Annotated in this window: 20 protein-coding genes and 1 pseudogene; 16 read left to right on the top strand and 5 right to left on the bottom strand. The window is 65.4% G+C overall.

The features are described from left to right. Positions 1-144: 144 nt before the first annotated feature. The gene (gene paaA / locus Q0O95_RS05570) at positions 145-1095 is read right to left on the bottom strand and encodes a 1,2-phenylacetyl-CoA epoxidase subunit PaaA (protein WP_293696217.1); all 951 of its coding nucleotides are present in this window, start codon (positions 1093-1095) and stop codon (positions 145-147) included. Between the two features lie 99 nt (positions 1096-1194). On the opposite strand from paaA, the gene paaI reads away from it, so the two are divergent. The 7 genes and pseudogenes from paaI (at position 1195) to Q0O95_RS05535 (ending at position 6959) form a co-directional block, all read left to right on the top strand. Next, positions 1195-1602 carry a hydroxyphenylacetyl-CoA thioesterase PaaI gene (paaI, locus tag Q0O95_RS05565; protein WP_366516449.1) on the top strand — a complete coding sequence of 136 codons (408 nt, stop codon included), beginning with the start codon at positions 1195-1197 and terminating at the stop codon, positions 1600-1602. A gap of 23 nt (positions 1603-1625) precedes the next feature. After that, entirely contained in the window at positions 1626-2924 is a 1299-nt protein-coding gene (gene paaK, locus Q0O95_RS05560) for a phenylacetate--CoA ligase PaaK (protein WP_293696215.1), read from the top strand. Positions 2925-3025: 101 nt separating this feature from the next. Beyond that, positions 3026-3637 (top strand): TetR/AcrR family transcriptional regulator, encoded by a 612-nt coding sequence (locus tag Q0O95_RS05555; protein WP_293696213.1) that lies wholly within the window; start codon positions 3026-3028, stop codon positions 3635-3637. A gap of 362 nt (positions 3638-3999) precedes the next feature. Next, complete coding sequence (arsB, locus tag Q0O95_RS05550) at positions 4000-5100, top strand: ACR3 family arsenite efflux transporter (RefSeq protein WP_293696211.1); 1101 nt, start codon at positions 4000-4002, stop codon at positions 5098-5100. Next, the gene (locus tag Q0O95_RS05545; RefSeq protein ID WP_293696209.1) at positions 5097-6101 is read left to right on the top strand and encodes a metalloregulator ArsR/SmtB family transcription factor; all 1005 of its coding nucleotides are present in this window, start codon (positions 5097-5099) and stop codon (positions 6099-6101) included. Before arsB ends, Q0O95_RS05545 begins: the two co-directional genes overlap by 4 nt. 12 nt (positions 6102-6113) lie before the next feature. Next, positions 6114-6521: pseudogene (locus tag Q0O95_RS05540) on the top strand (arsenate reductase ArsC); the annotation flags it as partial. 18 nt (positions 6522-6539) lie between these two features. Continuing rightward, positions 6540-6959, top strand: a complete 420-nt coding sequence (locus Q0O95_RS05535; RefSeq protein ID WP_293696221.1) for a low molecular weight phosphatase family protein — start codon at positions 6540-6542, stop codon at positions 6957-6959. A 6-nt stretch (positions 6960-6965) separates the two neighbouring features. On the opposite strand, the gene Q0O95_RS05530 is transcribed toward Q0O95_RS05535, so the two are convergent. From Q0O95_RS05530 to Q0O95_RS05520, 3 genes are read right to left on the bottom strand one after another with little or no spacing between them, the layout of a single operon-like run. After that, positions 6966-8195, bottom strand: coding sequence for an MFS transporter (locus tag Q0O95_RS05530; protein ID WP_293696207.1), 1230 nt, complete (start codon positions 8193-8195; stop codon positions 6966-6968). Positions 8196-8199: 4 nt separating this feature from the next. Beyond that, the gene (locus tag Q0O95_RS05525; RefSeq protein ID WP_293696205.1) at positions 8200-9264 is read right to left on the bottom strand and encodes an NAD(P)/FAD-dependent oxidoreductase; all 1065 of its coding nucleotides are present in this window, start codon (positions 9262-9264) and stop codon (positions 8200-8202) included. Beyond that, positions 9261-10586, bottom strand: coding sequence for an NAD(P)-binding domain-containing protein (locus Q0O95_RS05520; protein WP_293696203.1), 1326 nt, complete (start codon positions 10584-10586; stop codon positions 9261-9263). Before Q0O95_RS05520 ends, Q0O95_RS05525 begins: the two co-directional genes overlap by 4 nt. A gap of 75 nt (positions 10587-10661) precedes the next feature. On the opposite strand from Q0O95_RS05520, the gene Q0O95_RS05515 reads away from it, so the two are divergent. From Q0O95_RS05515 to Q0O95_RS05495, 5 genes are all read left to right on the top strand, one after another. Continuing rightward, a complete protein-coding gene (locus Q0O95_RS05515; protein ID WP_293696201.1) occupies positions 10662-11009 on the top strand; it encodes a metalloregulator ArsR/SmtB family transcription factor in 348 nt (115 codons plus the stop codon). A 187-nt stretch (positions 11010-11196) separates the two neighbouring features. Continuing rightward, positions 11197-11712 (top strand): GrpB family protein, encoded by a 516-nt coding sequence (locus Q0O95_RS05510; RefSeq protein WP_293696199.1) that lies wholly within the window; start codon positions 11197-11199, stop codon positions 11710-11712. Positions 11713-11798: 86 nt separating this feature from the next. After that, positions 11799-12020, top strand: coding sequence for a hypothetical protein (locus Q0O95_RS05505; RefSeq protein ID WP_293696197.1), 222 nt, complete (start codon positions 11799-11801; stop codon positions 12018-12020). Beyond that, positions 11996-12343, top strand: a complete 348-nt coding sequence (locus Q0O95_RS05500) for a type II toxin-antitoxin system PemK/MazF family toxin (protein WP_366516448.1) — start codon at positions 11996-11998, stop codon at positions 12341-12343. The genes Q0O95_RS05505 and Q0O95_RS05500 overlap by 25 nt, the downstream gene beginning before the upstream one ends. 106 nt (positions 12344-12449) lie before the next feature. Beyond that, positions 12450-13163 carry a hypothetical protein gene (locus Q0O95_RS05495; protein WP_293696195.1) on the top strand — a complete coding sequence of 238 codons (714 nt, stop codon included), beginning with the start codon at positions 12450-12452 and terminating at the stop codon, positions 13161-13163. Between the two features lie 4 nt (positions 13164-13167). Here the strand turns inward: Q0O95_RS05495 and Q0O95_RS05490 are convergent, their stop codons facing one another. Further along, on the bottom strand, positions 13168-13944 hold the full coding sequence (locus tag Q0O95_RS05490; RefSeq protein ID WP_293696193.1) for a TetR/AcrR family transcriptional regulator: 777 nt from the start codon (positions 13942-13944) through the stop codon (positions 13168-13170). Positions 13945-14039: 95 nt separating this feature from the next. On the opposite strand from Q0O95_RS05490, the gene Q0O95_RS05485 reads away from it, so the two are divergent. From Q0O95_RS05485 to Q0O95_RS05470, 4 genes are all read left to right on the top strand, one after another. Beyond that, complete coding sequence (locus tag Q0O95_RS05485) at positions 14040-14435, top strand: VOC family protein (protein WP_293696191.1); 396 nt, start codon at positions 14040-14042, stop codon at positions 14433-14435. A gap of 136 nt (positions 14436-14571) precedes the next feature. Continuing rightward, positions 14572-15825: a CDP-glycerol glycerophosphotransferase family protein gene (locus tag Q0O95_RS05480; protein WP_293696189.1), complete on the top strand. Its 1254-nt coding sequence runs from the start codon at positions 14572-14574 to the stop codon at positions 15823-15825. Between the two features lie 11 nt (positions 15826-15836). Next, positions 15837-16973 carry a CDP-glycerol glycerophosphotransferase family protein gene (locus Q0O95_RS05475; RefSeq protein ID WP_293696187.1) on the top strand — a complete coding sequence of 379 codons (1137 nt, stop codon included), beginning with the start codon at positions 15837-15839 and terminating at the stop codon, positions 16971-16973. Between the two features lie 80 nt (positions 16974-17053). Further along, positions 17054-18481 (top strand): bifunctional cytidylyltransferase/SDR family oxidoreductase, encoded by a 1428-nt coding sequence (locus Q0O95_RS05470; protein WP_293696185.1) that lies wholly within the window; start codon positions 17054-17056, stop codon positions 18479-18481. Positions 18482-18659: the final 178 nt, after the last annotated feature.

The following is an 18659-nucleotide window of genomic DNA, read 5'->3' as shown; positions in this document are numbered from 1 at the left end:
TTGGGTTCGCCTGATGCTCCGGCTGTAGCCATTAGATATTCTCCATCGAGTTTCGCAGTTGGGTACTTGGATTCGGGACGAATCCAGCGCTGGCGAGGCACCAGTGATCCGAAAGGATCACTGGTTTTGGATCTTCAGCGCGCATCACGCAACCGCCTTCGCGGGCAGAGCCTGTTTGCGTGCGTACTCGGCAGCGGCCTCGCGCACCCACGCACCGTCTTCGTGCGCCTGCCTGCGGTGCTGCAGCCGCTGCGCGTTGCACTGGCCACGGCCCGCGAGCACCTCGTAGAACTCGGTCCAGTCGATCTCGCTCATGTCCCACTGCCCCGTCTCTTCGTTCCAGCGCAGGTTCTTGTCGGGGCACTCGAGACCGAGCGCTTCGAACTGCGGGACGAGCATCCCGACGAACCGTTGACGCAGTTCGTCGTTCGAGAAGCGCTTGATCTTCCACGCCATGGACTGCGCCGAGTTCGGCGACTCGTCGTCCGGCGGGCCGAACATCATCAGTGACGGCCAGTACCAGCGGTTGACGGCATCCTGCGCCATCTCGCGCTGCTCCGGTGTGCCGTTCGCAAGCTCGAGCAGAATCTCGAAACCCTGCCGCTGGTGGAACGACTCCTCCTTGCAGATACGCACCATCGCCCGGCCGTACGGCCCGTAGGATGCACGGCACAGCGGCACCTGGTTGCAGATCGCCGCACCGTCGACGAGCCAGCCGATCGCACCCATGTCAGCCCACGTCGGTGTGGGGTAGTTGAAGATCGACGAGTACCGCGCCTTGCCCTCGATCAGCTGCTCGGTCATCGTGTCGCGGGGCATCCCCAGCGTCTGGGCCGCCGAATACAGGTAGAGTCCGTGGCCCGCTTCGTCCTGCACCTTGGCCATCAGGATGGCCTTGCGCTTCAGGCTCGGTGCACGGGTGATCCAGTTGGCTTCCGGCTGCATGCCGATGATCTCGCTGTGGGCGTGCTGGGAGATCTGCCGGATGAGCGTCTTACGGTATTTCTCCGGCATCCAGTCGCGGGGCTCGATGCGTTGGTCAGCTTCGATAAGAGCATCGAAGTCTGCTTGCAGCACGTCTTCTTCTGTGCTCATGTTCGCCTCCTTGCAGATCGATCTTTACTGACCGATCGTTCAGTGAGTATATAATCGCTTCAGCCTTCCGGCAATACCGCCACTCAACGAGGAGTTCATGTGTCTGGAAAGAAACGCGCCGCCGACGTCATGTACGAGACCGACGCCGCAGCGCGAATGCTGGGTATGACCATCGACCGCAACGAGCCCGGCGAGGCCATCGTTTCCCTGACACTGCGCGATGACATGATGAACGGATTCGGCATCACGCACGGCGGTGTCGTGTTCGCACTCGCCGATACCGCGTTCGCTTACGCCTGCAACGAAGACGAATACGTCACGGTGGCGCAGGGCGCAGACATCAGCTTCCTGGCAACGTCAACCGTTGGCCAGCGGCTGACCGCGCACGCCAGGAGGGTCGTCAAGAACGGTAAGAACGGACTCTACGACGTCACCGTGACGACCGATGACGATACACGTATCGCCGAGTTCCGCGGCCGCTCATTCACGACCGCGAAAACCATTTGAAGTCACCGAGCAAGGGAGCCACCGTGACCGAATTCCCAGAGCACTTCGACGACGCAGAGCGCCTCTCCGTCGACGAGCTTCGAGCGCTGCAGCTGGAACGCCTCAAATGGTCGGTTGCGCACGCCTACGAGAACGTTCCGCTCTACCGCGAAAAGCTCGACGAGGCTGGAGTCCAGCCGGGCGACATCGAGACACTCGACGACATCCGGAAGCTGCCGTTCACGACGAAGGATGATCTTCGGCAGACGTACCCGTTCGGGATGTTCGCCGTCCCCATGGAACGCGTCTCCCGCATCCACGCATCCAGCGGAACCACCGGGCGCCCGACCGTCGTGGGCTACACGAAGCAGGACCTCGACAACTGGGCGACCGTGCTCGCGCGTTCGCTGCGCGCCGCCGGCGTCCGGCCGGGGATGATGGTGCACAACGCGTACGGTTACGGCCTGTTCACGGGTGGCCTGGGTGCCCACGGAGGCATCGAGAAACTCGGCGCGACCGTGATTCCGATCTCCGGCGGCGGTACTGCACGGCAGGTGCAGTTGATCCAGGATTTCAAGCCGGACGCGATCCTTTGCACACCGTCCTATCTGCTCACGATCGCGGATGCCCTCGAAGCGGCCGGCGTCGATCCCGCCTCGACGTCGCTGAAGATCGCGGTGCTGGGCGCCGAGCCCTGGACGAACGAGATGCGCAAGGAGCTCGAAGCGCGCATGGGCCTCGATGCCGTCGACATCTACGGCCTATCCGAGGTCATGGGGCCCGGTGTCGGCAACGAGTGCGTCGAGACGAAAGACGGTCCGCACATCTGGGAGGACCACTTCTACCCGGAAGTGCTCGACCCTGAGACGCTCGAGCCCGTCGCCGAGGGTGAAATGGGCGAGCTCGTGTTCACGAGCCTGACGAAAGAGGCCTTCCCGGTGCTGCGATACCGCACCCGCGACCTCACGCGGCTGCTGCCCGGTACGGGCAGGCCGCAGTTCAGGCGCATCCAGAAGATCACGGGTCGCAACGACGACATGATCATCCTCCGCGGCGTCAACCTCTTCCCGACGCAGATCGAGGAGATCGCGCTCGAAATCGAGAATCTCACGCCGTACTTCATTCTCGAGCTGACGAGAAGGGGCCGCATGGATGCGCTGACGGTCAAGATCGAGTGCGTACCCGGGATTCGCGCGGAGGACACCGAGGTAGCCGCCGGGATGCTTCGCAAGCGGATCAAGGATCGCATAGGAACCTCCGTCGAGGTCATGACGGTCGAGCCGGGTTCGTTACCCCGCTCGGACGGCAAGTACAAGCGCCTGTACGACCTTCGGGAGCACTAGATGAGGTGCGGACCCCGCACGCGCGGGGTTACGATCCGTACCATGCACATTGGAACCCGCGAGTGCCATGAGCGCTCACAACTCGCACGAGAGGTCGTCACATGACCGAGCGTCGAGGCCGCCCCGGCTACGACCGTGAGGGCATTCTGAAAGTCGCCGTTGACGCTTTCAACGAGCACGGCTACGACGCGACACCCATGGGATTGCTCGCCGACCGTCTCGGTCTCAGCAAATCCGCGATCTATCACCACTTCGACTCGAAGGATCAGATTCTCGAGGTCGCACTCGATCGCGCCATGAGCGCACTCGAGGCCGCCAGGGATACTGCGCTCGATCGTGAGCAGACAGCGGAGGCCCGGCTCGTCGCCGTGCTGCGCGGAGCGGTTCGTGTTCTCGTGGCTGAGCTGCCGTACGTGACGCTGCTGCTGCGAGTGCGCGGCAATACGGACGTCGAGCGGAACGCGGTGAAGCGTCGCCGCGCGTTCGACCGTACGATGCAGCAGCTCGTCACAGCGGCCAGGGATGAGGGTTCGCTTCGCGAGGACGTCGACCCGGGCCTCGTGGAGCGCCTGCTGTTCGGCATGATCAACTCGATCGCCGAGTGGTACCGCCCGCAGCACGGCGACACCGCCGATGTCATCGCCGACCACGTAGTCTCGCTCGCCACGACGGGACTGTTCAAGCCGGAGCGCATCCCCGCCCTGGGCAGCTGACGGATGTGCACAGGCGAGTGGGAACTCAGCACGCATGCCGAGTTGCCTGCGCGAAGCTCTGCCGCATTATAGCCGTCGCGAGAGGGAGCGAATCGGGTTGAAACCATTCGAAGTCTGAGATGAACACTTTCGGTGCTGCACACTGATGTTCGGAGCTCATGCCGGATGCTAGGTCGAGTCTTGCGTGGGCAATTTCTCTATTTGCGATCTCAAAGGTGAACGTTCGGTAATCGAGCGTCTCGCTGACTTGCATCTTGTATCGATATCCTTAAATATAGAAGTATGTCGATACAAGGATTGATCATCGTCGGGCCTAGGCCCGCCGACTTTTCGGCCATGCCCGTTCCGGAGGTCGTTGCCCCATGACCGCCCCCGCGCGCACCGCTCCGGAACGGCTCTCCACGCTCGATCGGGGGTTGCCGCTCTGGATCGGCCTCGCCATGGTGGCGGGACTGCTGCTGGGCAGGTTTGTGCCTGGCCTGGCTGACCTGCTGGCAAGCCTCGAACTCGGCGGGATCTCAGCGCCTATCGGGCTTGGCCTGCTGGTGATGATGTATCCGGTGCTGGCGAAGGTTCGCTACGACAAGGTCGCCGCGGTCACCGGGGACAGGAAGCTGCTGGTCTCCTCGCTTGTGCTGAACTGGCTCGTCGGGCCAGCTGTCATGTTCGCGCTCGCGTGGATATTTCTTGCCGATCTGCCCGAGTACCGCACGGGGCTCATCATCGTCGGTCTTGCCCGATGCATCGCGATGGTGGTGATCTGGAATGACCTGGCCAGAGGTGACCGGGAGGCCACTGCGATCCTGGTGGCGATCAACTCGGTGTTCCAGGTCGTGATGTTCTCGGTGCTGGGCTGGTTCTACCTCGCGGTGCTGCCTGGCTGGCTCGGCCTAGACGCGCAGGGGCTCGACGTCTCGGTGTGGCAGATCGCGCTGAACGTGCTGGTATTCCTGGGCGTGCCACTGGCCGCGGGGTTCGCTTCCCGGTGGATCGGCGAGCAGCGTCGGGGCCGCGAATGGTACGAGGAACGGTTCCTGCCCGCGGTCGGGCCGTGGGCACTGTACGGACTGCTGTTCACGATTGTGCTGCTGTTCGCCCTGCAGGGCGAGGCGATCACGCAGCATCCTCTCGACGTCGCCCGGATCGCGCTGCCGCTGCTGGTCTACTTTACGCTGATGTGGTTCGCCGGGCTGCTGCTCGGCAAGGGCCTTGGGCTCGGCTACGCCCGTTCGACGGCCCTGGCGTTTACCGCCGCGGGCAACAACTTCGAACTCGCGATCGCCGTCGCCATCGGCACCTTCGGGGCAACCTCCGGTCAGGCGCTGGCCGGGGTCGTGGGGCCGCTCATCGAGGTGCCGGTGCTCGTCGGCCTCGTCTACGTCTCGCTCTGGGCCGCCAAGGCCTGGTTCCGCACCGACCCCTACGCCGCTGATCCGGCCACGATCGAAATGAGGACATCATGACCGATGCAGCCGTGCTTCCCCAATCTGAGGAGTGCGCACCGGCTCCTATCCAAGCGATCGGCCACGACGCCGCGGCGGCGGTCGTCGGAGCGCTGAAGGCTCTGGCCGATCCGCTTCGTCTGCGGATGCTCTCGGCGATCCAGTCCGATCCGCGCGGTGAGTCCTGCGTCTGCGATCTCGCCGAGCTCGCCGACGTGTCCCAGCCGACGGTGTCCCACCACCTGAAGGTGCTCAAGGAGACCGGGATGTTGGTCTCCGAGCGGCGCGGCACCTGGGTGTACTACCGCATCGCCTCCGCCCGGCACGGCGCGGTCACCGTGCTGCTGGACACGTTCGCGCCGGCGACGGTCGCGCCCGGGAATGGCGAGGACGCCGGCCGCCCCGAAGCGCTGCGCACCATGGACGACCGGGTGACCCGTCTCGCCGAGGAGCTCGCGGACGAGTTCGTCGACCTGCACCGCGAGCTAGTCGTCGCTCTCGTCCGGGAGTCCTACGCGGGCCTGGCGCGCACGGCCAGGCTCACCCAGCACATGATCCCGCTCACCGAGCGCTTCGCCCGCCAGCGCCTGGCCGACCGGATCCGCGACCGCGGCACCGGAGTACCGCAGGTGATGTTCGTCTGCGTACAGAACGCCGGGCGTTCCCAGCTCGCCGCGGCGCTGGTCAACCAGCTTGCTGGCGGCCGGATCATCGCCCGATCGGCAGGATCCACACCCGCCGCGGAGGTGCACCCGCATGTGCGCTCCCTGCTCCTCGAGATCGAAGGCGACCAGGAGGCGAGCAGCGCGTTTCCCAAGCCCCTCACCGACGACGCAGTGCGAGCCGCCGACGTGGTCGTCACCATGGGCTGCGGCGACGTCTGCCCGATCGTGCCCGGCGTGCGCTACGAGGACTGGACGGTCGGCGACCCGGCGCTGGCCTCACCTGAGGGCGTCGAGGCGATCCGTAAGGATATCGAAGCCCGCGTCCGAGCCCTCATCAGCACTCTCGCCTCCGACTGAACGAAGGAAGCTATGCAGAACACGACCGAGAAGAAGCCCTCCGTGCTCTTCGTCTGCGTCCACAACGCCGGACGCTCCCAGATGGCCGCAGGGTTCCTGCGCCACCTTGCCGCAGGCCGCGTCGAGGTCTGCTCGGCAGGGTCGATGCCCGCCGAGCAGATCAACGCGGTGGCTGTCGAGGCGATGCACGAGGAAGGCATCGACATCACCGCCGAGCAGCCCAAGGTCCTCACCGCCGAGGCCGTGCAGGACTCCGATGTGGTGATCACGATGGGCTGTGGCGATGCCTGCCCGTTCTTCCCCGGCAAGCGCTACGAGGACTGGAAGCTCAACGATCCCGCCGGGCAGGGCATCGACGCGGTGCGTCCTATCCGCGACGAGATCAAGAGACGCATCGAGGCGCTGGTCAGCGAGTTGCTGGAGCCGGCGGACGAGCGCGTGCCGTCCGTGCTGTTCGTTTGCGTCAAGAACGGCGGAAAGTCGCAGATGGCCGCTGCTCTCATGCGCAAGCTTACGGACGACGCCGTCGAGGTCCACTCCGCGGGCACAGCACCGGGGACGGCGCTCAACTCCCTGTCTGCCGCGTCGGTCGCCGAGATCGGGGCGAGCATGGCCGGCGAACGTCCGAAGCCGATCGACCCCGAGTTGCTGCGCGCGGTGGACCGCGTCGTCGTGATCGGCGACGAAGCCGTCGTCGAGCCCGTCCCGGGGATGGCAGGCATCATCGAGACGTGGACGTTCGGCGAGCCCTCGACGCGAGGGATCGAGGGCGAGGAGCGGATGCGCCTGATCCGCGACGAGCTCGTCGAAAAGATCCGCCGCCTGGCCTCCGACCTCGCCGTCCCGTCCGCGGCCTGAGGTGGGTCACGCCGTCCGCGGAGCTGTTGCCTCAGTTGGTCGCTGCGCGCTCATGCGCGTGCTGGCGACCATCAGCACGGTCCCGCCGGCGGCCAGGACTGCCAGGACGGCGAATGCCCTCGCGTAGCTCCCCGTCAGCTCGGCGAGCACGGCCCCGACAAACGGCGCGGACGCCGAGGCCAGCAGGACCGGGAGACCGAGAACACCGGAGAGATGACCGTAGGCTCGCGGTCCCCACCGGTCAGTGACCGCCGTCGCCTGCAGCAGTGTCGCGATGCCGCGTCCGACACCGGCGGTCATCGACGCCGCGATCAGCAACCCGACCGGGCCGGGAACCACGGCGAGCACCGCGGTGCTGACGGTGACGAGACCGAACACGGTCGCGGTGCGCACGGTCAGGGAGGTGCGATGGGCAAGCGCGGTATATACGAGTCGGCCGGCGACCTGTCCGGGACCGCCGAGGCCAAGCACCCAGGCTGCGGTCTGAGCGGTGAGTCCGCGTTCGAGCATCAGCGGCACCAGCGCGAGCAGCGCTGCATACATCGCCAGTGACACGACGGTGAGCCCGCCCGCAAGCAGCCAGAACTGCACGGTGCGAACGACGCTGGAGGCGTAGACGTTCTCGGCGTCCGGCTCTCCCCCGTCGACGTGCGCTCGAGCGGGCCAGGGGCGGCGAAGTAAGAACCAATGGATCGGGACCGTCAGCACGGCGAGCACCACGGCTGCCCACAGGTACGTCTCCCGCCATCCGAGCAGGTCGCTCGCGGCCGCGGTCAGTGGCGCGAAGACGGTGCTCGCCAAACCGGCGACCAACGTCAGCGTTGTCAGGGCTCCGAGTCGGCGGGCGGTGAACCAGCCGGTGATCGCCGCGAACGCTGGTGGGTAGAGCACCCCGGCCATCGCAACGCCCGCGAGTAGCCAGCCGACGAAGAACAGCGTCAGGGTGGGCGAGGTCGCGACCACCACGAGAGCTAGGGCGCCGAGGACCGACCCGGCCGTCATGACCCAGCGCGGCCCGTACTGGTCGATCATGCGCCCGACCGGCACCCCGGCCAGCGCGGAGACCACCAGCGCCGCCGAGAATGCCGCGGCAACGGCCGACGAGGACCAGCCGGTGTCCGCGGTGATCAGCGGGGCCAGCACCGGGAACGTGTAGTAAAGCAGCCCCCAGGAGACGATCTCGGTCACGCACAGGGCCGTCAGCACCGTGCCCAACCGAGGGCGCAGCCGTGGCACGGTCTTAGCCAACGACGGCACCCCGCGGCTGCCTGGTGAGGGCATCGACGACATACGCTGCATCGCGGTGCACGCCGCGCAGGGTGTTCGACGAGAACGAGCGCTGAAACTCCAGGCCCAAGAATCCCAGCCCCGGCTGGCCGGCCGCCACGCCCCGAAGGTGCCGTGGCATGCCTGCTCCGTCGAGGACGCCGAGCGATCGCAGGTACGGCAGCTGTGGCCGGTAGCCGGTCGCGAAGACGACCGTGTCCACCGGCTCTTTCTTCCCATCTGGCCAGGCGACGCCGTCGTCGACAAACGCCGTGAACATCGGCCGCTGATCGGGCCTGCCCGCCTCGAGCGCGCTGCGGTAGACACCGCTATCGATGACCGGTGTGCCATTGACGATCCTGCGCAGCACCGATGGCGGGAGCAGGTCTGCGCGGGTGCGGCTCAGCCACCAGTGCAGGTCGCGTCCAGCGATGACCTGCGGTGCGAAGTGGACACGGTCCCGCACCGCCAGCGAGGTCTCCGCGTGGTCGGCCAGCTCATGGGCGACCTGTACGGCGGAGTTCCCTGCTCCGGCCACCAGGACCCGCTGGCCCGCGAACGCCTCGGGTGACCGGTAGTCGGCCACGTGCAGGACCCGGCCCTCGAAGGCCTCCCGTCTGGGGATCGTCGGCAGGTGCGGGTCGGTGAACGACCCGGTCGCCGCGATCAGGGCGTCCCCGGTGATACTGCTCCCGTCCGCCATCTCTGCCGTGAACGCTTGGCCATGGGCGGTGACGCTCACGACGCGGGCCTCAGTGCGGATCTCGATATCGAGCCATTCGGCGTAGCCGCGCAGGTAGTCGACGACCTCGTCGCGACCCGGGTAGCCGTCCGGGTCACCGGGGAACGGGTGCTCCGGAAAAGCGCTGAACCGGCGCGGGGAGAACAGCCGCAGACTGTCGTAGTAGCGCGGCCACGACCCCACTGGCTCGGACCCAGCCTCCAGGATCACGGGCTCCCAGCCCCGGTCTAACCCGGCCCGGGCGGCAGCGAGCCCCGATTGACCGCCGCCGACGATTAACAGACGGCCGCCGCTCATCCTGCCGTCCTCGCGCCCAGCTGGACGAGCCGCGGCGCAGGTGCGCAGCACGAACCAGTGTCGTTCGCCTCCTCGTCGAACACGCCGGACCCTCCGCACACGCCGGTGTTGGGAAGTTCGAGCTCGACTCGTCTGGCCGCTTCACGGTCGCCGGCGAGCTCGGCGACGACGCTGCGGACCTGTTCGTATCCAGTGAGCGCCAGGAACGTCGGCGCGCGGCCGTAGGACTTCGCGCCCACGATGAACAAGCCCGGCTCGGGATGGGCGAGATCGGCGGCACCGGTGGCGCGCACGGACCCGCAGGAGTGCACGTTCGGATCCACCTCGCCGGCGATCCTCGACGGGGCCTGCAGACGCATATCAAGATCCAGACGAACCTCGGAGAGGAACGACAGGTCGGGACGGAAGCCCGTCAGCACGACAATTCGATCGGCCGGATCGAGTCTGCGTCCGTCCTTGGCGACCAGGATCGCCTGGTTGCCATCCAGGGTGACGGCCTCGGTGCGGAACCCGGTGACCAGGTCGACCAGGTCGTCTTGGACGGCCCGCTTGGCGTGCTGGCCCAGGGCACCGCGTTCGGGCAGCTCGTCGGCAGAGCCGCCGCCGAACGTGTTCCCGACGACGCCACGGCGCAGCACCCAGGTGATCTGCGTGGCCGGCTCGCGCTTTGCGATCCGGGCGAGCTCGGTGATCGCCGTCGCCGCCGAGTGCCCATTGCCGATCACGACCACGTGCTTGCCGGCCAGGGCGGCCGCGTCTGCGACGCTTGGGATCCTGTTGTCGAGCACGCCGGCCTCGGCGGCGACACGTTCGCCCAGGGCGGGCAGGCCGTCTGCCCCGGCAGGGTTCGGCGCGTGCCAAGTTCCGGAGGCGTCGAGGACGGCGCGGGCTGTGATCCGCTCCTCGCCGCCGCCTTCGCGCAGGACGTGGACGACGAAGGGCTGCTCCGCGCGACCGTCGTCGACGGAGCGGTCGCGGCCATTCCGGCCGACGCCGATGACGCGCGCCCGGTACCGCACACGGTCGCCGAGTGCGGCTGCAAGTGGGGCAAGGTAGTCCTCGATCCACTGTGCTCCGGTCGGGTAGCCCTCCTCCGGAGCGGCCCAACCGGTCGGCTCCAGCAGCCGGCGGCTCACCGCGTCCGTCAGCTCCGGCCAGGGCGAGAACAGGCGCACGTGCCCCCATTCGGCGACGGCGGCCGCAGGACCAGCTCCCGACTCCAGCACGAGCGGCTCCAGCCCACGCTCCAGCAGATGGGCGGCGGCGGCCAGCCCCTGCGGACCGGCTCCGATGACGACGACGGGATGCATCCCAACCTCCATACATTGATGTTCTTCGATGCATTGATGCTGCCCTATGTATCGACAAATGTCAATGTGTCATGCAGAATAGACGTTATGAGCACACTCTCCGCTACCATCGAGACCGCACCCGAGACCACGTCATGCTGCACCTCTGACGCAGTGCTCGCCGACGGAGTTGCGGAGGAGTTGGCGAAGGTGTTCAAGGCCCTCGGCGACCCGACCCGGGTCAAGCTCATGTCCATGATCGTCGGCAGCAGCGCCGGGGAGATGTGCGTGTGCGACCTCACCGAGCCGGTGGGATTGTCGCAGCCGACCGTCTCCCACCACATGAAGCTGCTCGTCGAGGCCGGCCTCGTCGAACGTGAGCAGCGCGGGCGCTGGGCTTACTACCGGCCGACCATGGGCGCACTAGCTGAGGCTGCAAAGGCCTTCGTCGCCTGACGTTTTTGTTGCAGCTTCGGATCTGCGGTATGTGCATGGAGCCGGGTCTCCGGACGATCGATGCCCCTCGGGCGAAGAGTGGTGGCAAGCACGGCGTGCATGCGATGACCTAACTCTTCGAGACAAGTGGTGAAATGCGAGAAACGATGTCTTCTACTTCGGCGCGATCCCATACTCTGCTGTCCAAATGTCCGATAGCCCGATGATGCGCGAGCAGCGGATCGAACTCGTGGATGGCGACGCTGCGGTCTGGTGTGCCCGGTTCGAGCGGGCGCGAGCGCAGATACTGCGAGTCATTCCTCACGCGGACGTCGAGCACATCGGTTCGACAGCCGTCCCCGGTCTCCCGGCCAAAGACGTTGTGGATGTTTTGGTCGGCGTTAGAGCAGGCGAGATTCCGGATGCTGCGCTCGCATTGGGGCGCTCGGGTTTCGTGAAAGAGGGGCAGCGCGGCGATCACGCCTGGTTATGTTCGCCTTCCGTTGCGGGCCGCGAAGTTTTCGTGCACGTTATGGTCGAGGGGTCGGCGGCTTGGCAGCGCCGGATCCAATTTCGGGATCTCCTGCGAGCCGACGAGGGTGCTCGGAACCGATACCTTGCTGCGAAGCTGCACGCGCGTGACACGACCGATAGCTGGCGCGATTACACAGCGGCCAAGTGGGATACGGTTCGGGAACTCCTCGAGGAGGATCGAAGAGGCTGAAAGGATCGTGCCGGCGCAGGACGCTCGTCGCATTCTCGTCACCGTCATGCGTTGAGTTCAGCGTCCTCCGCTGTCATATTTTTAGTATGACCAGCACGACGATCAAAGTGACTGCGGAGCTTCGCGACATCCTCAAACAGCAGGCGCGTGGTCGGGGCCGAACACTTAATGCGCACCTGCAAGCGCTCGCGGATGAGGAGAGCCGTCGCCAACGATTCGACGAGCTCAAGGCGTCAAGGGAGCGCTATCCTCCCGATGATGACTACCGCGCGGAAGCCGAGGAGTGGTTGGGCGCCGGGTGGAACTGAGCCCGGGAGATGTGTGGTGGGCTGCTCCGGATGCGACTGTGGGCAGAGAGCGGTCAGGACGACGACCAGTCGTTGTCGCGGCTGGGCAGCAGTACCTCGATGCCGTAACCGAACTGGTCATCGTTGTGCCGGTGACGAGCACGAATCGCGGTTGGGCAAACCATGTGAAACTCTCCGGCTCAGATTCACTGGGCGCATCGTTCGCTATGACCGAGCAGATCCGGACTGTCTCGAGGCGACGTCTGCGTTCGCGAATCGGATCTGTTACGCCGACGTGCCTAGAGCGTATTCGCACTTGGGTGTCTGATTTCACGAGCGATTGAGCGCAGAATCCGGCAGCGCGACTCTGCGCCACGCATAAAGCAGCACCGAATCCAGCGCGCCGGGTTACGCTTTGAGTGCCTTGGTGGCGGAGTGCGAGGAGGCCCGGTGGCCACCGCGGCGGCATTCATCGCGATCCTATGGTGGGGTCGATACCTGCATGAGAACATTCGCATCGCTGCGATTCTCTTCATCATTCTTTTCGGCACGGCCGGCACGTTCCTCGGCAATCGTGTCCGAGGCTGGCCGGCGATTGAAGCGCACGTCGCCACCGCACGCCGGTCATGGGCCAGCATGAACGGGTGGCGTTACGTCGGTCAGCGCACCGTCGACGATGTTGCGATCGGGCTGGTGCTGCCGAGGGGCTGGGTCGTGAAGCACACGATTGCCGCCATCGAAGGAAGCCTCGAGGGTCGGGATGCGCGTATCGAGACCTGGGCGCTGGGCTCCGCGCCGGGGTCGAAGCGGCGCCCGAGCCGACGCGAGGTCGTGGAACTGGCAGCGAGTACGGGAACCGCACGTCTCGTCGCGATTCGGGGCGGATCGACGATCGACCCGACCCTGGTCCAGCCCAAGTGGGTTTCCCCGGGAGAGTTCGGAACGGCTCCCGTTTCGTTCAGCGGCGATGCGGAAGCCTACGAGCGTTGGGGCGAGGAGATTCGACAATTGGCCGAACGGCACGAGGATCTGCCATTCACGGTCGCCGTCGGCGCCGACCGCGTGATCGTCTTCACCTACGACGACCCTCGCCCCGAAACCGCGGAGCGACGTCTTGCGCTGGCGAGAGCGGTGGCCGACATCGTCGATCCGTCGCGGCGGTGAGTCCTCAGCGCTCCGGAAGCGCGTCGATGAGCGCAGCCAGTCCGTCCAGGGTGCGGTCCAGGCCGAATCGCCAGGCCCGATCAGGATTCCAGGCACTGTCCTGCTCAGCGCCGGCCGCTGCTCCGATCCGCACGGCGCGAGGGAACTTTTCGGGGTCGACAGCTTCGGCCAGCAGTGACTGATTTGTCTCCCACCATTGCGCATCGGTCATCGCCGAGTCGGTGGTAGCCCGCTCTGCGTCGCGGGCAGATCGGCAGTGGGATTGCACGAATCCGAGCAGGTAGCTGAGAGCGGCATCGATATCGGTGTCCGAAAGGTCGGTGGTATCGAACACCGCGAGTTCGTGCTCGTACTTCGCCATTACGCCCGGGCCGAGCGGCGGCCGGCTCAGCGCCGCGATTTCCGTCATCCACGGGTGCTGCCGCAGAAGCTCGCGGTTCGATTCGGCGACTTGCTGCGCCCTGTCACGCCAGGAGTCGTTTCCCCAGGATGCACGGGGGAGCCCTGCGTAGAGGGTGTCGACCATGAGGTCCAGCAGTTCCGGTTTGCCGGGGATGTAGGTGTAGATCGACATGGCCGAAACGCCGACGCGGTTCGCAACCGCGCGCATTGTGACGGCGTCGATGCCGAGATCGTCTGCGAGCTCTAGTGCGGCCTCGACGATCTGTTCCACCGTGAGGGACCGGGCGGGCCCTTTACGAGGCGTGGATTGTGGGGCCAGGCCCCACAGGAGAGCGAGGGTCTTGCTCGGCTGACCTGATCCGGTTCTCTTTACGGGCATGGGAATAATCCTCGCACGACTCCGTTATACACCGTACGTTGTACAACGTATAGGGCAGGATTGAACGCCGATTCGCCCACGAAAGGAACGCACATATGCACATCACCGACTCTGCGATCTCACTGAACGTTCCCGATGCCGAAGCATCCGCAACCTGGCTCGAGGAGCACCTCGGCTTCACTGTCGTCATGGCAGCGGACGGGTTCAGCTCCCTGACGCGCCGGGATGCCGGGCTTCACATCATCTTCCTGCGCACAGGGCTCGAGACCTTCAAGCCCGTGTCGGCATCCGGTTCCGCAGACGGGCTGCTCGTGGTGTTCACCGTTGACGACATCGATGCGCAGTACGAGCGGCTGCGCAGCGAGGGCGTCGAAATCGTGACTCCGATCGAGACGGAGCCGTGGGGTGAACGCTTCTTCCAAATGGCGGATCCGAACGGCGTGATCTTCCAGCTCGTGCAGTGGATGACCCCGTCACCCGCCGCCGAGTGACCAAACAGCGGGCGGTGCCGAGTGCACCGCCCGCTCGCGCGCTCTCAGCGCGCTGGTGACGGACCTGCGCTTCAAAGGGAGGCCCGAGAACAGTGGACTAGCATTGTCGTGCAATCCAACCAGTAAGGGGATTCGGGTGGGGAAACTGCTGTGGCGGACTAGAGGGGAGCACAACGGTGTGCCTCCGCACGCCAAGGCACCGGGAGGCAGCCATCCCTCGCCCACGCGCGCAACTCGCACCATGGGGTTGCGCCTCGCTGTCGCAGCGATCGCCCGTGTGGGCCTTGCCGTCGTGTACGCCCCGCTGAAGTTGCTGCCGACGCGACGCAAGGTCGTCATGATGAGTCGTGAGCATCCGACCCTCCCCAAGGACTTCGCGGCCATCCGAGAGTCGCTCGAGCGACTGGACCCCGCGGTCGAAGTTGTCACGCTCGTGCGAATGGTGCCGCCGGGATATGTCGCGAAGCTCGGCTACGCGCTGCACATGATCAAGCAGCTTTACCACGTTGCAACGGCTCGAGTGCTGATACTCGACACCTACGCCATCGTCGCCAGCGTGCTGAAGCACAAGGACTCGCTCACGATCATGCAGATCTGGCACGCGCTCGGTGCGTTCAAGAAGTTCGGGCTGAGCATTCTTGGGCAGGCGGAAGGCCGCGACGAGCGCCTCGCGGCGGCGATGCGCATGCATCAGGGCTACGACATCGTGCTCGCGAGCGGTGAGGCGGCGCGGGAACCCTTTGCGGAGGCACTCGGAACATCCCTCGATCGTGTCGTGGTTGCTCCCCTTCCTCGTGTCGACAAGTTGCGGGATCCGGGAGAGTCGCGCCGAATCCGCGATCGCATCTACTCCGAGTATCCGCACCTTCGGGATGCTCGGATCGCCGTGTATGCGCCGACGTTTCACATCGACGGGTCAGTATCCGTCGACGTGGGTGAACTCACGGCCGCGCTCGAAGCACGCGGTATTCATGCCGTTGTGAAGCTGCACCCGCTGATGTCCGCGAATTTCGAGGAAGGCATCGATACCGCGAGCGGATTCTCGACGCAGGAGCTCCTGCACGTCGCCGACCTCTTCATCACCGATTACTCGTCCGTGCTGTTCGAGGCATCGGTGCTCGGTGTTCCCAGCTACTTTCTTGCACCCGACCTGGAAGACTATTTGGCTTCTCGCGATTTCTATCTCGACTATCGCACCGAACTGCCGGGCCCGATCGTGGAGAGCATCCCGGAACTCGTCGATGAGATTGCCCGCGGTAGTTCTTCATCCGAGGAGGTTGCCGAGTTCGCCGCGTCCTGGGTGCGTGCTCCCGGCGATACGCCCCCTGAAGAGGGCGAAACTCCGTGCGCCGATCAGATCGCCAGGCTTGCGCTGGACGCGATCGGGTGAGGCAGAGCAGCGTGCGTCAGTGGCTGCGCAAGAGCCGGATCCTGCGGGCGATGCGGTTCTTGCACTACCTGGTGCCCTATTGGTTACTGCGCCCGTTCGTACGCGTTCGCCCGCGACGATTCCTCTTCCTTTCCGACTCCCACGATGGATACGTCGGCAACATGGCGTTCCTGAAGCGCGCAATCGAGCAGCAGGCCCCGGATGCCGAGATCATCGGCGTCTTCAAGCCCCGGCTCTCAGCGCGGAGGCCCCTCCGAGACGCACTGCGGCTGCCCATGCTCATCGCCAGCAGCGGCGTCATCGTGCTCGACGACTTCTATCCGCTCATCTACTTCTTCCGTATTCGTCCCGATGCTCGCCTCGTGCAACTGTGGCACGCGGCCGGGGCATTCAAGCGCGTAGGGCACAGTCGTGCCGGCCTTCCCGGTGGTCCGACGCGAGGCAGCGAGATTCACCGCAACTACACGGATGCCGTCGTCAGTTCCGAAAGCATCGTCCCCGACTACGCGGAAGCGTTCGGCATCGATCCGCAGCGCGTCAAGCCCTGGGGAATGCCGCGCAGCGACGCGTTCTTCGACGAAGCCGCGGTTGCCGAAACCCGTCATCGGGTGCGCGAGGCTCTCGGCATAGCCGATGGCGACCGTTTCGTACTCTACGCACCCACGTTTCGGGGCCAAGGGCAGCTGACGGCACAGGCGTCACCGGATGCCGACTGGGCCGGAATCAGCCGCACGCTCGGAGCGGGCTGGCGCGTTGGCGTGCGGCAGCATCCCTTCGTCGCGGACAAGGGGTTGCCGCAAGGCGTTATCGACGCGGCTTCGATTCCCGACATGAACGAAGTGTTGATGGCGACTGATGTTCTCGTCACCGACTATTCGTCCGCCGTCTTCGAATTCTCTCTCCTGCGCCGTCCGATCGTCTTCTTCGTGCCGGATCTCGAGGAATACGTTGCGGATCGTTCCTTCTATCGCCCGTTCGAGCACTACTGCATCGGCCCCGTCGTTCGAGACGCGGAAGGCCTGGCCGCAGCGATCGCGACGGCAACTGTCGACCCGGCCCGGTCGGCAGCGTTCGATGAGGAGTTCTGCGGAGCACTGGACGGCCACTCCAGCGAACGCATAGCTTCCCGGCTGCTCGGCGGTGCATAAGCGAGACGCTCGGCTTGCGTGGATAGGATGACAGGCGTTATCCACCCCCTCCTCACTCTTTCTTGGAGCAGCCTTTCGATATGACACAGTCGCACCGCAGCGTCGGAGTTCTGCTGGCCGGCGGTATCGGCGCCCGCGTCGGGCTCGGCATCCCCAAGCAACTCATCAAGATCGCCGGGAAGGCGATCGTCGAGCACACGCTCGAGGCCCTCGACAAGAGCCCCGACATCGACGACGTGCTCATCATGATGAACGCTGACACCATCGACGAACTGGGTCACCTGCTGGGCGACTCCCGGTTTCCCAAGCTGAAGCAGATTCTGCCCGGTGGTGAAACGCGCAATGACAGCACGAAGCTCGCAATCGATGCGCTGACGGCCGACGGTGCCGGTGACGATACGAAAGTGCTGTTCCACGATGCTGTGCGGCCGTTCATCGATCAGCGCATCATTCACGACTGCGTGGAAGCGCTCGATGAGTACGATGCGGTCGACACGGCGATCCCCTCGGCCGACACTATTATCCAGATCGACGACAGCAACCACATCTCCGGGATGCCGGATCGCGATTTCCTTCGCCGCGGCCAGACGCCGCAAGCGTTTCGGCTGGGTGTCATCCGTGAGGCGTACAGGATCGCGGCCCGGGATTCCGAGTTCCGCGCATCCGACGACTGCGGTGTTGTGTTCGCGTACATGCCCGAGGTGCCGATCTATGTCGTACCCGGCACTCCGCAGAACATGAAGGTGACGGAGCCGATCGATGTGCACATCGCCGACAAGCTCTTTCAGTTGCAGTCCGAGAGCCTTGCGCTGAGCTCTAGCGGCGAGCTGCCGGCGTCGCTGGAGGGCAAGTCGATCGTGGTGTTCGGCGGCAACTACGGCATCGGCAGCAGCATCGTCGAGCTCGCCGAAGCCGGCGGCGCCAACGTTGTCGAGTACAGCCGCTCGACGACGGGCACGGATGTTCGGTACCGCAAGCACGTCCGTCGAGCGCTCGCGGATGCGGAGGAGAAACTCGGCAGCATCGATCTGGTCGTCATTACCGCAGGAGTGCTGCGCATGGGGCCGCTCGTCGAGTCGAAGAAGAAGGATGTGCTCGACACGATCAGGTTGAACCTCGGTGCTCCCGTGCTGGTCGCCAAGGAGGCCTTCCAGTACCTGGCGAAGACGCGTGGACAGCTGACGCTGTTCACCTCTAGCTCGTACACGCGCGGTCGCGCGAACTACGGCGTGTACTCGGCGACGAAGGCGGGGGTTGTGAACCTCACTCAAGCGTTGTCGGAGGAGTGGGCGGAAGCCGGAATCCGTGTCAACTGCATCAACCCGCAGCGCACCGCGACGCCTATGCGCATGAAGGCGTTCGGAGATGAGCCGGCCGAAACACTGCTCGACCCGGATGATGTGGCGCGCGTCACACTGAACGTCGCGGCATCCGATCTCACGGGCCAGATCGTCACAGTGCAGGTCGCGGCGATGAACGCGATGCGCGATCAGCGCGACGAGGAGTAGCTCGGTCGCAGCTCGGGCCCCGGCACCCCGGAGATGCGAGGAACCCTCTCTCCTCGATTGAGAAGGCCTGCGAGTTCAAGGCGAGCGCCGGTGAAGAATCATTCAGTTTGTCTACACGGCGAGAGGGCCCGCGCCGCCCGGCTGTTACGATCGAGAGACGTGGCATAGGTTGACCACC

This window comes from uncultured Agrococcus sp. (assembly GCF_945915485.1).
Taxonomy (GTDB): domain Bacteria; phylum Actinomycetota; class Actinomycetes; order Actinomycetales; family Microbacteriaceae; genus Agrococcus.
The sequence above is the reverse complement of the archived record's forward strand: the minus strand, read 5'-3'. Positions and strand labels throughout refer to the sequence as shown.